Genomic DNA, 13,181 nt, shown 5'->3' on the forward strand with positions numbered 1-13,181 from the left:
GTCAAAGCTTAGCCTCTCGGTTTTCGTCTCGAGACACGGGGATCCTTCGATCCTGCATGCTTTCCTGTTTCTGTCGATGCTCATCTGCAATCAGCGAATAGATGCAATGATCTTGCCATACGCCATTGATGCGCAGATATGAGCGCAGCAGTCCTTCCCGCGTGAATCCGGCTTTTTCAAGCACATGCATCGAGCGGGTGTTGGTGGGGATACAAGCCGCTTCGATCCGGTGCAACCTCATCCCGTTGAACGCGTGCTCCAGCAGAGCACCTATCGCATCCTGCATGAAGCCATTTCCTGCGTGTCTTGCACCCATCCAGTAGCCGATCTGCGCGGATTGAGACACGCCGTAGCGGATATTTCCGATGGTGATGCCGCCGAGAAGGTTTGAGTTTTTCTTGTGAAAAATGAAATAGCCAACGGCACTGCCGGCTGTCATTTCCTGTCGGTAGCGACGCATCCGGGCGTTCCATGCAGGACGCTGGAGTTCGTCGGGGCTCCAGAGCGGCTCCCAGGGTTCAAGGAACCATCGGCTTTCCCGGCGCAACGCGGACCATTCTGCGTAGTTTGATCGCCTCGGAAAACGCAGGACCACCTCACTCCCCGTGAGCACGGGTGGCTCACGGTGGAATATGGGTAGCCCGATCATCGGCTTGCTTTATCAGACGGCAAGCTTGCGCGCGTCAGGCGCCAAGCTTGTCAGGCTGCGATTGATGCTCTCATAGTCCGGCAGAAGCTCGACCGGGCCAACGGAAGCAAGCGTCGGGCGGGTCGAGAACAGCCGCGACGACAGGTCCGTCAAGCGCTCGATGGTGAGCTTCGACAGGCGATCAACCAATTCCTCGGTTGTTACTGGACGCCCGAAAAGCAGCATCTGGCGTGCGATCTGCGAGGCGCGGCTTGCAACGCTTTCATGCGACATCATCAGACCGGCGCGGTACTGCGCGCGGGCGCGGTTCAGCTCTTCCTGTGTGATGTTCTCGCCAGCGCGGTGCAATTCGTCGACGATTACCGGGACCAGTTCCTGCAGGTCTCCGCTGCCGGTGGCGGCATGAACGCCAAAGATGCCGGTATCCGAAAAGCCCCAATGGAACGCATAGACGGAGTAGCACAGGCCGCGCTTCTCGCGCACTTCCTGGAATAGCCGCGAAGACATTCCGCCGCCAAGGATCATCGACAGCACCTGCGATGCGTAAAAATCCCTGGCGTGATAGGGGCGTCCCTCAAAACCGAGCACGACCTGTGCGTCCATCAGGTCACGCTGCTCACGGTAATCGCCACCGATATAGGATGCAGGCTGTGGTGCCTCGCTGGTCGCATTGGGGCGAAATGAGCCGAGACGCTTTTCGACTTCCCGCACGAACGCATCATGCTCGACCCCGCCCGTGGCGACGACGACCATTCGGTCCGCGCCGTACTGACGGTCCATATAGTCACGCAACTGCATGGAGGTGAACGATTTCACCGTTTCAGGCGTGCCAAGGATGGACCGGCCGAGCGTCTGGTTCAGGAAAGCGGTTTCCGTGAAGCGGTCAAAGACGATGTCATCGGGCGTGTCATGAGCTGCGCCGATTTCCTGGAGGATAACGTGCTGCTCACGCTCAAGTTCGGCCGGATCGAATTTCGAATCCATCAGGATGTCTGACAGGATATCGATGGCCAGAGGTACGTCGTCCTTCAGCACACGGGCGTAAAATGACGTCGATTCAAGGCTTGTCGCAGCGTTGATCTCGCCTCCGACGTCTTCAATCTCCGATGCGATTTTCCAAGCGCTTCTGCCGCCCGTGCCTTTGAAGGCCATGTGCTCAAGTAGATGCGCAAGGCCATGCTCGCCGTCACGCTCATAGCGCGCACCGGACTTGACCCAGACTCCCAAGGCAACGGATTCGATATGCGGAAGCGTTTCGGTTGCGACTGTCAGGCCGTTCGACAGACGGCTTACCTCAACACCCATATAGGCTGAACTCCTAATGATTGCGCGCCGCTCTACTTAGGCGACTGATATGATCTTCCACCATTTTGGTGTCCGATGGAAGCACTGTGTAGTTTTCCTTTCGCTCCATCAGGTCGCCGAGCCATGCGGGCAGGGCAGGTGTCACTCCGCTTGCAGCCTCGACCGCTGCGGGAAACTTGGCTGGATGGGCTGTTGAGAGGACCACCATTGGTGTTGTACTCGCAGATTGCTCGCGGGCCACCTTTACAGCAATCGCCGTGTGCGGATCGAGTAGGTAATTCGATTGCGAGAGGACGGCACGGATCGTTTTCGCGGTTTCGTCCATGTCCGAACGCCCTGCGTCGAATTCAGCCCGAATAGCAGCAAGTGCGTCGGCTTCGATGGTGAAGCTGCCCGACTGCTTCAGGCTTTGCATGTAGCGCGTCACCGTTTCAGCATCGCGACCGGAGGCCTCAAACAGCAACCGCTCGAAATTGGACGACACCTGAATGTCCATCGACGGAGACGTGGTCTCTACAACACCGCGCGTCTGGTAGGTTCCGGTCGCCAGCGTGCGCGCCAGAATGTCGTTGTCGTTGGTGGCGACCACCAGACGCTCGATCGGCAGACCCATGCGCTTGGCGGCATAGCCAGCGAAAACGTCGCCGAAATTCCCTGTGGGAACCGTGAAAGAGATGGGGCGGTCGGGTGCACCAAGCGAGAGCGCAGACGAGAAATAGTAGACAATCTGGGCCATGATGCGTGCCCAGTTGATCGAATTCACCCCCGACAGATGCGTGCTGTCACGGAAGCCGTGATTGTTGAACATGCTCTTCACGAGGTCCTGGCAATCGTCGAAATTGCCTTCGAGCGCGATGGCGTGAACATTGCTGGCTGTGGAAGTGGTCATCTGGCGCTGCTGCACCGGAGAGACCTTTCCGTGCGGGAAAAGGATGAAGATGTCAGTGCGGTCGCGTCCGGCAAAGGCGTCGATTGCAGCGCCACCGGTGTCACCGGAGGTTGCACCGACAATCGTCGCGCGCTCATCGCGCTCGGCTAGAACATGATCCATCAGACGGGCGAGGAGTTGCATCGCAACGTCCTTGAACGCCAGCGTCGGACCGTGGAAAAGCTCCAGCACATATTCGTTCGGGCCCGTCTGGACGATCGGGCAGACCGCGTCATGGCGGAAGGTTGCGTAAGCATCGCGGACGATCGATGCGAAAACCGTCTCTTCGATCTCACCGGCAACGAACGGCGTCAGCAGTCTTACTGCGAGTTCGGGATAGGACAGGCCACGCATCGCGCGGATATCTTCTGCGCTGAACGAGGGCCACTCCACGGGCACATAGAGCCCCCCATCCCGCGCCAAACCGGTCAGAAGCACATCGCGGAACCCTAATTGCGGGGCGGTGCCCCTGGTGCTCATGTAGCGCATATCGGCGTGTCCATTTTCAATCAGCGACGCGGTTCCGTGAAAAACCGCAATCTCTAGGTCGCAATCTTGGTGCGGGGTTGGTATAGAACGTCAGCTTTGCATGAGGAAAGTGCAGTTCATGGCGTTCAGGTTCATTGTAGGCAAACGGTTGGCGGGCTTGGCTGCGGCTGGTTTTATGCTGGTAGCGGCAGGTTGCCAAGGTGGTGATACGCTTGGTGCGATGAAACTGCCTGGATTGGGTGGTGACAGCGCGCAGGCTCCCGCGCAGGATGACCGCATTTCAATCGAGGAATTGCAGGCGTTCTGTCCTCGCGTTGCAGTTCGTGATGGCGGCGCGTTCTACGATTCCTTCCCGCGTAACGTTCGCGATGACCCATCCAAGTTGATCTACCGGGCCACCATTGGTGACATGACCCGCTCCTGCACCTACGCAAACGGGATGACCACCATCACTGTCGCGGTAGCAGGTCGCATCATTCCCGGCCCGCAGGGCAAGACCGGCACGGTCCGCGTTCCGATGCAGGTGACCGCGATTCAGGGCACGCAAGTGGTCTATTCGCAGACGCGCAATCACGAGGTTGCGGTGAGCGATACAGCTGGCGCAACACAGTTCCTGATGACCGAGACGAATATCACGATTCCGACGCCGACCACCCGGAACGTTGCGGTGTTTGTCGGCTACGAGAACTCGTCGTCGCGCTAAGACATCCGCGATGACAAAAGCCTGAAGTCTGTGAAGCGAACTCAGAAGAACGCGACACGCTTTAAGTCCTGATGGCGCGTGCGGTCTGCCGGTGTACCCGGCAGACATGAAAATGCGCTTATTCCGCCCATTCCGACAAGGCTGCAAGAACCGGGCTGAAATCCGCCCAGCGGCGGATGACCGTTTCTGCGCCAGCTTCCGTCAACTGGTCGGCATGACCCGGATAGGTGTGCGAAGCGCCGGTGAAGCCGATGACCCGCATGCCGGCCGCGCGCGCGCCGGCCACGCCATGCGTCGAATCCTCGATCACGAAGGTCTTTCTGGGATCGGCGCCCATCTTCTCAGCGGCATACAGAAACACGTCCGGCGCCGGCTTCGGCTTGCGTGACGGCGTGTCGAGCGACGAGAACACCCGGCCTTCGAAGAAGGGCAAAAGGTTGGTTCGCGTCAGTGTTGCCTGAAGTCGCTCCGCGCTGGAATTGGAGCAGATGCATATCTTGCCCTCTACGGAAGCCACCGCTTCGTGCACACCATCGATCGCTCTCACTTCGGCGCGCAAGCGCCTGTCGACCAGCTTTTCGGCCTCATCAATCAGCGTGGCCTGGAACAGTTGCTGCGATTCCTGCTCGATTCGAAGCAGGATGTCGCGGAAGGTAAGCCCGGCATAGATGCGCGCCAGATCTTCTGCCTCGATCGGGTAACCGGCGGCAGTGAGAAGCTCGGCTTCCACGCGCGCGGCGATGATTTCTGAATCGACCAGAACGCCGTCGCAATCGAAAATGACGAGATCAACACCTGACATGCAAAGGGCCTTCTGTAATCGATGGGGAATGGTCGTGGCCTACACCATGACAGCCCGAACGGCAATTCAGACCGCGGGTTCACGAATTGTTTACGCAAAACGGTAACCATAACAGTCAGTAAACATTCAAGCGTATCGGTGTGTCCATGCCCGCATTGCGTCATCTCGACGACCTTTCCCACGCTCCAGCGTCTGCCGATTGGCTCAACACGATCCTCAAGGGGGATTGCGTCGCCGCGCTCAATCGTCTGCCGGAGAAGTCCGTCGACGTGATCTTCGCGGATCCGCCGTACAATCTTCAGCTTGAGGGCGACCTGCACCGTCCGGACCAGTCCAAAGTCGACGCCGTCGATGACGAGTGGGACCAGTTCGAAAGCTTCGCCGCCTACGACGCCTTCACGCGCGCCTGGCTGCTGGCGGCCCGTCGGGTTCTGAAGCCGAACGGCACCATCTGGGTCATTGGCTCCTACCACAACATTTTCCGCGTCGGCGCGATCATGCAGGATCTCGGGTTCTGGATTCTCAACGACGTGATCTGGCGCAAGACCAACCCGATGCCGAACTTCCGCGGCCGTCGTTTCCAGAACGCGCATGAGACGATGATCTGGGCGTCGCGCGATCCGAAGGCCAAGGGCTACACCTTCAATTATGATTCGATGAAGGCCGCCAATGACGACGTTCAGATGCGCTCCGACTGGCTGTTCCCGATCTGCACCGGTAATGAGCGCCTGAAGGACGAGCACGGGGACAAGGTACACCCCACGCAAAAGCCGGAAGCACTTCTGGCGCGAGTCCTCATGTCATCGACCAAGCCCGGCGACGTCGTGCTCGACCCGTTCTTCGGTTCGGGTACAACCGGTGCCGTCGCAAAGCGCCTGGGCCGCAACTTCGTCGGGATCGAACGCCAGCAGAGCTACATCGATGCAGCGCGCGCCCGCATTGCAGAGGTGAAGCCGCTTGAGGTGCAGGCGCTCGAGATGCTGACCGGAAAGCGTGCCGAGCCACGCGTCGCATTTGTCAGCCTCATCGACGCTGGTTTGCTGCAGCCGGGCGCAAAGCTTTATGATTCGCGTCGCCGCTGGAGCGCGCAGGTGCGTGCTGATGGCACGCTCGCATGCGGCGATGTCGCAGGTTCGATCCACAAGGTCGGCGCTCTTCTGCAGAACTTCGAGTCCTGCAATGGCTGGACGTTCTGGAACTACGAGCACAATGGCGAGCTGATCTCGATCGACCGGCTGCGCAGCATCGCGCGCCACGGCGCCGAACGCGCCGGCGCCTGAGCCTCAGAAATCGACGCCGAAACGACGCAAATCATCTGCGAGCGTTTCGGCGTCCTGAAACAGCACCGCATTCCAACCGGCGTTGCGCTCGCTAATTTGGCTTGGCTGGACTGAGTAATCTCTTGGTCGCGGCGGGTATAGCGGCCTCGATTGCCTTCTTCATGACAGAGGGCAAAGCTTCGCTCAAAAGCGTTTCCGGCAGAGACCACCACCAGTCCTGCGGCATGTTTTCGTCGACACAATCGGCCCTGAACACATCCAGTCGCAATTCGAAATGCGTAAACACGTGCTTGATGGTGCTGGCGTATTGCCAGTCCCCTTCAAACGGCGCTGCAGTGGCGCTGGTTTCGCCATCTTGGCGGGCCGTCCAGTCGGTGTTTGGCGGCTCGCTCATACCCGCCAGCAGCCCGCGTCCCGGTCTCTTGCGCAGAAGGATTGCACCGTCGTGGCGAACAGCGACGAACGCCGCGCCGCGTCTCACCGGTTTTTCCGGCTTGGCCGCCTTGATCGGGTAAAGTTCGGGCTCCCCTTCTTTTAGGGCGAGGCACATCTCCTTGAGCGGACACAGCATGCATTTGGGACGTCGGGGCGAGCACAGCGTTGCGCCAAGATCCATCACTGCCTGCGCAAAATCGCCGGGACGATCGTGCGGGAGCACGTCGCTTACGAGCCGATGGATTTCCTTCTTGGCGGCGGGCAGGGGTGTTGTGACCGTAAACAGGCGCGAGAAGACGCGTTCGACATTGCCATCGACCACGGCTGCCGGTCGGTTGAAGGCGATAGCGGCGATCGCGGCTGACGTATAGGGACCAACCCCCGGCAAAGTCCGCAGGCCTTCTTCGGTGTCCGGGAAGATCCCGCCGAGGTCTGCGGCGATGAAATCCGCGCATTTCTTCAGATTGCGAGCGCGCGAGTAATATCCAAGGCCGGCCCATGCCTTCATGATGTCGTCTTCAGGCGCAACTGCCAATGCGGTCACATCTGGCCATTGCGCGACGAACTTTGCAAAGTACGGTTTGACCGCCTCGACCGTTGTCTGCTGCAGCATGATTTCCGACAGCCAGATGCGGTATGGGTCCGGCTGCACTGCGCGCGCGATCTGATGGGGTGGCACACGCCAGGGCAGCTCTCGATGGTGCGCATCGTACCAGCCGAGCAGCGCATCGGCGATAACACTACGCTGATTTTGTGCCATAACTCTGCTACCGTGCCTGTTCATCGGTACGCGTTGATTTCGTCGACGCGGTATCCGCGCCGGAACGTAACGGAGAATTCACATGGCAGGGAATCGGCGAAACGGCAATGCCGTGCCCGTAGCTGACCTTGCGGTCGCGCTGCTGGACCCCGTCCTGCGCAAGCGAGCCGGCATGACGATCGGCCTGGTGCAGTCATGGGAGGAGATCGTCGGGGAGCGGCTGTCTGCCACGACGCGGCCCGAAAAGATCGCCTGGCCCCGTCGAATGCACGAGAACGACCCGTTCGAGCCTGCAACATTGATCATCGCCTGCGAGGGATTTTCTGCTGTTCACGTGCAGCATGAGACCGGGGAGATCATCGCGCGCGTCAACGCCTTCCTCGGTTTCGCTGCCGTGGGCCGCATCAAGATCGTCCAGAAGCAGGTTGCTGCGCCGGCGCGGCAGCCACGGCGTCAACGCGCATTGACTGAGATCGAAGCGGCACGCCTTGGTCGTCTGACTTCCACGATCGAAGACGATGACTTGCGTGCATCGCTGGAGCGGCTTGGCCAATCGGTAATGGCGAAGAAACGTTGACGTTTGTCAGCGCTTTATCGCGTCATTGTGAACAATCTGCTGCTGTTGGCAGATTGGAATGCTGATCGGATTGCCGTATGTGGCATGCACGTCAAGCTCTGACTAAGATGATATTCACTCGCAACCCGTTTCCATGGTGATCCGCATGACCAGCCTTCTTCCGCGTAGAACTGTTCTCGCCTCGTTGACCGCAGTGTCGGCGGCGGCACTCCTTGCGGCGTGCAGCGATTCTGGTGGGAGTGCACAGGCGCAGACATCGGCTTCTTCCGGAGCCGCCGTTCCTGCAGCCCGGGGCACGGTGGACATGGCGAAGCTCGTGGCTGAAGGATCGCTGCCCGACCAGGTCATCGGCAATGCCGATGCGCCGGTGACAATTGTCGAATACGCGTCGATGACGTGCGGCCATTGCGCCAATTTCCACCGCGATACGCTGCCGGTGATCAAGAAAGACTATGTCGACACCGGCAAGGTGCGGATGATCTTCCGCGAGTTCCCGTTTGATCCGCGCGCGGAAGCCGCCTTCATGCTGGCGCGCTGCTCTGACGACAAGTATTTCGCCATGATCGACGTGCTGTTCCAGCAGCAGAACAACTGGGCAGGTGTCGAGAATGCGAGCGAAGCCTTGCTGCAGATTGCGCGCCTCGCCGGTTTTTCACAGGAGTCTTTTGAGGCCTGCTTGACGAACCAGAAGCTTCTTGATGATGTGCGGGCTGTGCGCCAGCGTGGTGCGAATGACTTCGGTGTCGACGCCACGCCTACTTTCTTCATCAACGGAAACAAGTATTCGGGAGCACTGACGGTTGCCGAGATGTCGGCCATTATCGACAGCATGCTCTAGTCGCCGGATTTTTCGGCGGCGGTTTCCGCGCGTCCTGAGTGGAGCGCAGGCATGAAGTTTTCGCGCCTGCGCCTTCTCGGCTTCAAGTCCTTCGTTGAATCCGGTGAGTTCGTCATCGAGCGCGGCCTGACGGGTATCGTCGGGCCGAATGGCTGCGGCAAGTCTAATCTTGTCGAAGCCTTGCGCTGGGTGATGGGCGAAAGCTCCTACAAGAACATGCGCGCGTCCGGCATGGACGACGTGATTTTTTCCGGTTCCGGCACAAGGCCGGCGCGCAACACCGCCGAGGTGACGCTGTTTCTCGACAACAGCGACCGTACCGCACCACCCGCTTTCAATGACGTCGACGAACTTCAGGTCTCACGCCGCATCGAGCGCGAGGCTGGATCTGTCTATCGTATCAACGGCAAGGAAGCGCGCGCCAAGGACGTGCAGCTTCTGTTCGCCGACCAGTCGACCGGCGCACGCTCGCCATCCATGGTCGGTCAGGGCCGCATTGGCGAGCTGATCCAGGCAAAGCCCCAGGCGCGCCGCGCGCTGCTGGAAGAGGCAGCGGGTATTTCCGGTCTCCACACCCGTCGCCATGAGGCCGAGCTGCGTTTGCGCGGAGCCGAGCAGAATCTTGAGCGTCTTGATGACGTTGTCGGCGAGCTCGAAAGCCAGATCGAAAATCTGAAGCGCCAGTCGCGGCAGGCTTCTCGCTTCCGCAATCTTTCCGCCGACATTCGCAAGGCCGAGGCCACGCTCCTGCATTTGCGCTGGACCCAGGCCAAGGAGCAGGAAGCCGAGGCCAAGTCTGCGTTGGCGCAGGCGACCGTTCTGGTTGGCAATCAGGCTGCGGCCCAGATGGAGGCAGCCAAGGATCAGGCGATTGGCGCGCACAAGCTGCCCCAGTTGCGCGAGCAGGAGGCCGCCGCCGCCGCCGCGCTGCAGCGCCTGACCATTGCAAAGACACAGCTGGAAGACGAAGCGTCCCGATTGACCGCGCGTCGGGTCGAGATCGAAAAGCGCCTGTCTCAGCTTGATAGCGACATCGCCCGTGAAGAGCGCATGGTGCGCGACAATGCCGACGTGCTTGATCGGCTCACCGCTGAAGAACACGCTCTTGTTGGCGAGAACGACGGCGCTGCCGAGCGTGAAGACGAGACACGAGCGATCCTTGAGGATGCGCAGGTCTCGCTTACTGAGGCAGAGACTGCGTTGGCGCGGCTCACCTCCGAGCGCGCAGAGGCAGCAGCGGTCCGCACCCAGATCGAGCGCATGCTGCGCGACCTGACCGACCGCCGTGATCGCTTGCAGCGTCAGCTGGGCGAGATTGATCGGGAAGCTGACGAAATCCGTGGGCGCATCTCAGGCCTTCCGGACCCGGCTGAAAAGCGCGGGTTGGTCGATGAGGCCGAAATTGCCGCCGAGGACGCGGAAGCGGCCGTTGAAGAATATGAGCAACGGGTGGTCGCCGCCCGCGCTGGTGAGACCGCCGCCCGTCCGCCGCTTGCGGAGGCGCGCGCCGAACTCCAGCGGATCGAGACAGAAGCCCGAACGCTCGCCTCGATTCTCAATGCGACGACGAATGATCTCTTCCCTGCAGTTCTCGAGCAGGTCACTGTCGAGCGTGGTTTTGAAACTGCGTTTGGCGCTGCGCTGGGTGAAGATCTTGACGTGCCGCTTGATACGGCCGCGCCGGTGCATTGGGCGGCACTTGTACCGCACGCGGATGATCCCGCGTTGCCAGCGGGTGTCCACTCCTTGGCAGAAGTGGTACAGGCACCGGACGCGCTGGCCCGACGGCTTGCGCAGGTAGGGATCGTCGACGCCGCTTCTGGGCCTGTCTTGCAGGCCGAGTTGAAGGCTGGGCAGATGCTCGTTAGCCGAGATGGTGCAGTATGGCGCTGGGATGGTCTGACCGCCAGCGCTGACGCGCCGACTGCGGCAGCCTTGCGTCTTGCCCAGAAAAACCGTCTGGTCGAGCTTGAGGACGAGGCCGCGGCCGCAAGCGAGATCGTTGCCGCAGCAGAAGACGCCTTGGCGCGTGCTGAGGCTGAGGTGAAAGCGGCGGTCGACGCCGAGCGCGAAGCCCGTGACCGTTTACGCGAGACCCAGCGCTCACTCGCCCTTGCGCGTGAGGCGCTGGTTGCTGCGGAAAAGGCCTCCGGCGAGCTTTCCAACCGGCTTGCAGCGCTCGATGAGACGCGCGCGCGCCTGTCTGACGACATCGAAGAGCTCAGCATATCGCTGGAGGAAGCAACTGACACGCTTGCCTCCGCGCCCGACGTGTCGGACCTGCAGGCGCAGCTGGAAGAGCAGACGCGCCAGGTTGCCGAGCAACGCGCCAGCGTTGCCGATGCCCGCGCTGCGCATGACGGATTGCGTCGTGAGGCAGAAGCGCGGGCACGTCGTCTTGCAGCCATCAGCGTTGAACGGGCCTCCTGGGTCGAGCGTGCCGCCAACGCTGACCGTCAGATTGCATCGCTGCGCGACCGCCGCGAAGAAGCAGTCGAGGAATACGAACAACTGGCTGAGGCTCCCGACGAGATCGACGAGCGTCGTCGTTCGCTGTTGTCGGAGCTGACGAAGGCGGAAGCAAATCGCAAGGCTGCTGCGGACACGCTCGTTCAGGCCGAAACGCAGCAGGCGGAACTGGACAAGGCAGCAACCGCCGCGATCCAGGCGCTGGCTGAGGTGCGTGAACAGCGTGGCCGAGCCGAAGAGCGCCTCACCGCTGCCGACCAGCGCCGCGCGGAGGCTGAAGCGCGCATTCAGGAAGTCTTGAATGTTCCGCCGCATCTGGTGATCCAGCACACCGGACTGGCCGCTGACGATCCACTACCGGATCTCGCCCACACCGAACGGCAACTTGAGCGGCTCAAGATCGAGCGCGAGCGCCTGGGTGCCGTCAACCTGCGCGCCGAGGAAGAGCAGCGCGAACTCACCGAGCGCCACGAGACCATCGTGCGCGAACGCGAAGATGTGATCGAAGCGATCCGCAAACTGCGCCAGGCGATCCAGAGCCTCAACCGCGAGGGTCGCGAGCGGCTGCTGGCAGCGTTCGAGGTGGTGAACATGCAATTCCAGCGCCTGTTCACCCATCTGTTCGGTGGCGGCACGGCAGAATTGCAATTGATCGAGTCGGAAGATCCGCTCGAAGCCGGCCTTGAAATTCTCGCACGGCCCCCCGGCAAGAAACCGCAGACGATGACGTTGCTGTCAGGCGGCGAGCAGGCGCTGACAGCCATGGCTTTGATCTTTGCCGTGTTCCTGACCAATCCCGCACCCATCTGCGTGCTCGACGAGGTGGATGCACCGCTTGACGATCATAATGTCGAGCGCTTCTGCAATCTGATGGACGAGATGGCGGCCACGACCGAAACGCGCTTCGTTGTCATCACTCACAATCCGATCACCATGGCGCGCATGAACCGCCTGTTTGGTGTCACAATGGCGGAACAAGGCGTCAGCCAGTTGGTTTCCGTTGATCTGGAAGCTGCTGAACAATTGCGTGAAGCGGTGTAATCCCGCCCTGTCACGGAGACCCCCTATGCCAAATACCGACCTTTCGGCTGAGTTTGCAGTCAGCCTTTCGAGCGCTCTCAAGGACATGCACCGCGCACTCATCAGTGCCGAGACTGGTGATGATCCTGCGTTGCGCGAAAACCCCTACACGGTTCTGTTCGCCCTGATCGGTGATCCGCGCTTCGAGTGGATGGGTGTGTTGTCACAGCTCATCACGCGGCTGGACGAGGCAGTTGCAAAACCGGAAGAACAGGAGCCCGACGAGCTGGCCCAGATTGTTCGCGCGGTACAAAATCTGGTCGGCGAGGGCGATGGCAGCGCCAGCGCGTTCCGTATGCGTCACGTCATGGCGCTCCAGAAGGAGCCGGAGGTCGGTATTGCGACCGGCAAGGTTCGTAAGGCACTGGCCAATCGCCCGGTGGATATCGGGTAGGCTTTTTTCAGATCGGCGGCCCTGCCTTCATCGACAAGGCAACCAGAGGCTCAGGTGTCTATTCGCTCCAGACCGCCAGTTCGTTTCCTGCCGGATCGGAGAAATGGAACCGCCGCCCACCGGGAAATGCAAAGATCGGTTTCACGATCTTGCCGCCCGCTTCTGTCACGGCCTCAAGGGCTGCCTCCAGATTGGCGGCGTAGATGATCGGCAGCGGCTTTGTTTGTGCAGTGGCGGCACCGTCGAAGCCGCCATCCAGCCCTTCTGAAAACGCGCTGTAGGACGTGCCGTAGTCGGTGAACGTCCAGCCGAAGGCGGCGCTGTAGAACGATTTCACGCTGTCGATTGCGCCGCCAGCCGCCTGAAGTTCGATATAATTCAGCTTTCCATCGAGTTTCATCGCACACATCTCCGACGTTCTATTTTTGTTCTAATTCTGGTGCGCCAGATTTACAAGCGCAAATGCTCTTCC

12 protein-coding genes are annotated in these 13,181 nt (G+C 60.5%); 6 read left to right on the forward strand and 6 right to left on the reverse strand.

The window, feature by feature from the left end; translation table 11 throughout:
• Nucleotide 1: 1 nt before the first annotated feature.
• From BMZ42_RS01490 to thrC, 3 genes are read right to left on the reverse strand one after another with little or no spacing between them, the layout of a single operon-like run.
• Nucleotides 2-649, reverse strand: a complete 648-nt coding sequence (locus tag BMZ42_RS01490) for a GNAT family N-acetyltransferase (RefSeq protein WP_091517734.1) — start codon at nucleotides 647-649, stop codon at nucleotides 2-4.
• 12 nt (nucleotides 650-661) lie between these two features.
• Nucleotides 662-1,954, reverse strand: coding sequence for a M16 family metallopeptidase (locus BMZ42_RS01495; RefSeq protein ID WP_091517735.1), 1,293 nt, complete (start codon nucleotides 1,952-1,954; stop codon nucleotides 662-664).
• Between the two features lie 13 nt (nucleotides 1,955-1,967).
• Entirely contained in the window at nucleotides 1,968-3,371 is a 1,404-nt protein-coding gene (gene thrC / locus BMZ42_RS01500; RefSeq protein WP_091517737.1) for a threonine synthase, read from the reverse strand.
• A 118-nt stretch (nucleotides 3,372-3,489) separates the two neighbouring features.
• Between thrC and BMZ42_RS01505 the strand changes: the two genes are divergently transcribed.
• Nucleotides 3,490-4,074, forward strand: a complete 585-nt coding sequence (locus tag BMZ42_RS01505) for a hypothetical protein (RefSeq protein ID WP_091517738.1) — start codon at nucleotides 3,490-3,492, stop codon at nucleotides 4,072-4,074.
• 118 nt (nucleotides 4,075-4,192) lie between these two features.
• Here BMZ42_RS01505 and BMZ42_RS01510 read toward each other — a convergent pair whose 3' ends face one another.
• The gene (locus BMZ42_RS01510; protein WP_091517740.1) at nucleotides 4,193-4,876 is read right to left on the reverse strand and encodes an HAD family hydrolase; all 684 of its coding nucleotides are present in this window, start codon (nucleotides 4,874-4,876) and stop codon (nucleotides 4,193-4,195) included.
• A gap of 146 nt (nucleotides 4,877-5,022) precedes the next feature.
• Between BMZ42_RS01510 and BMZ42_RS01515 the strand changes: the two genes are divergently transcribed.
• Nucleotides 5,023-6,156 carry a site-specific DNA-methyltransferase gene (locus BMZ42_RS01515; RefSeq protein WP_091517741.1) on the forward strand — a complete coding sequence of 378 codons (1,134 nt, stop codon included), beginning with the start codon at nucleotides 5,023-5,025 and terminating at the stop codon, nucleotides 6,154-6,156.
• A gap of 91 nt (nucleotides 6,157-6,247) precedes the next feature.
• Here the strand turns inward: BMZ42_RS01515 and mutY are convergent, their stop codons facing one another.
• The gene (mutY, locus tag BMZ42_RS01520; RefSeq protein WP_244523110.1) at nucleotides 6,248-7,351 is read right to left on the reverse strand and encodes an A/G-specific adenine glycosylase; all 1,104 of its coding nucleotides are present in this window, start codon (nucleotides 7,349-7,351) and stop codon (nucleotides 6,248-6,250) included.
• Between the two features lie 82 nt (nucleotides 7,352-7,433).
• Here mutY and BMZ42_RS01525 point away from each other — a divergent pair, with 82 nt between their 5' ends.
• The 4 genes from BMZ42_RS01525 to BMZ42_RS01540 all read left to right on the forward strand — a co-directional run bounded on the left by BMZ42_RS01525 (nucleotide 7,434) and on the right by BMZ42_RS01540 (nucleotide 12,709).
• Nucleotides 7,434-7,928: a DUF721 domain-containing protein gene (locus BMZ42_RS01525; RefSeq protein ID WP_091517744.1), complete on the forward strand. Its 495-nt coding sequence runs from the start codon at nucleotides 7,434-7,436 to the stop codon at nucleotides 7,926-7,928.
• 145 nt (nucleotides 7,929-8,073) lie between these two features.
• Nucleotides 8,074-8,766, forward strand: coding sequence for a DsbA family protein (locus BMZ42_RS01530; protein ID WP_091517831.1), 693 nt, complete (start codon nucleotides 8,074-8,076; stop codon nucleotides 8,764-8,766).
• A 51-nt stretch (nucleotides 8,767-8,817) separates the two neighbouring features.
• On the forward strand, nucleotides 8,818-12,276 hold the full coding sequence (smc, locus tag BMZ42_RS01535) for a chromosome segregation protein SMC (RefSeq protein ID WP_091517746.1): 3,459 nt from the start codon (nucleotides 8,818-8,820) through the stop codon (nucleotides 12,274-12,276).
• A 25-nt stretch (nucleotides 12,277-12,301) separates the two neighbouring features.
• Complete coding sequence (locus BMZ42_RS01540) at nucleotides 12,302-12,709, forward strand: hypothetical protein (protein ID WP_091517750.1); 408 nt, start codon at nucleotides 12,302-12,304, stop codon at nucleotides 12,707-12,709.
• A gap of 58 nt (nucleotides 12,710-12,767) precedes the next feature.
• Here the strand turns inward: BMZ42_RS01540 and BMZ42_RS01545 are convergent, their stop codons facing one another.
• A complete protein-coding gene (locus BMZ42_RS01545; protein WP_091517751.1) occupies nucleotides 12,768-13,109 on the reverse strand; it encodes a VOC family protein in 342 nt (113 codons plus the stop codon).
• Between the last annotated feature and the right edge of the window lie 72 nt (nucleotides 13,110-13,181).

The sequence above is a fragment of the Aquamicrobium aerolatum DSM 21857 genome (genome assembly GCF_900113935.1).
In the GTDB taxonomy this organism is placed as follows: domain Bacteria; phylum Pseudomonadota; class Alphaproteobacteria; order Rhizobiales; family Rhizobiaceae; genus Aerobium; species Aerobium aerolatum.

What these genes read in the sequence shown, in the direction of transcription:
- BMZ42_RS01505 (WP_091517738.1), top strand. Translation starts at nt 3,490, where the DNA reads ATGGCGTTCAGGTTCATTGTAGGCAAACGGTTGGCGGGCTTGGCTGCG.
- BMZ42_RS01530 (WP_091517831.1), top strand. Translation starts at nt 8,074, where the DNA reads ATGACCAGCCTTCTTCCGCGTAGAACTGTTCTCGCCTCGTTGACCGCA.
- BMZ42_RS01540 (WP_091517750.1), top strand. Translation starts at nt 12,302, where the DNA reads ATGCCAAATACCGACCTTTCGGCTGAGTTTGCAGTCAGCCTTTCGAGC.
- BMZ42_RS01510 (WP_091517740.1), bottom strand. Translation starts at nt 4,876, where the DNA reads ATGTCAGGTGTTGATCTCGTCATTTTCGATTGCGACGGCGTTCTGGTC.
- BMZ42_RS01545 (WP_091517751.1), bottom strand. Translation starts at nt 13,109, where the DNA reads ATGAAACTCGATGGAAAGCTGAATTATATCGAACTTCAGGCGGCTGGC.
- mutY (WP_244523110.1), bottom strand. Translation starts at nt 7,351, where the DNA reads ATGGCACAAAATCAGCGTAGTGTTATCGCCGATGCGCTGCTCGGCTGG.
- BMZ42_RS01495 (WP_091517735.1), bottom strand. Translation starts at nt 1,954, where the DNA reads ATGGGTGTTGAGGTAAGCCGTCTGTCGAACGGCCTGACAGTCGCAACC.
- smc (WP_091517746.1), top strand. Translation starts at nt 8,818, where the DNA reads ATGAAGTTTTCGCGCCTGCGCCTTCTCGGCTTCAAGTCCTTCGTTGAA.
- BMZ42_RS01490 (WP_091517734.1), bottom strand. Translation starts at nt 649, where the DNA reads ATGATCGGGCTACCCATATTCCACCGTGAGCCACCCGTGCTCACGGGG.
- BMZ42_RS01525 (WP_091517744.1), top strand. Translation starts at nt 7,434, where the DNA reads ATGGCAGGGAATCGGCGAAACGGCAATGCCGTGCCCGTAGCTGACCTT.
- thrC (WP_091517737.1), bottom strand. Translation starts at nt 3,371, where the DNA reads ATGCGCTACATGAGCACCAGGGGCACCGCCCCGCAATTAGGGTTCCGC.
- BMZ42_RS01515 (WP_091517741.1), top strand. Translation starts at nt 5,023, where the DNA reads ATGCCCGCATTGCGTCATCTCGACGACCTTTCCCACGCTCCAGCGTCT.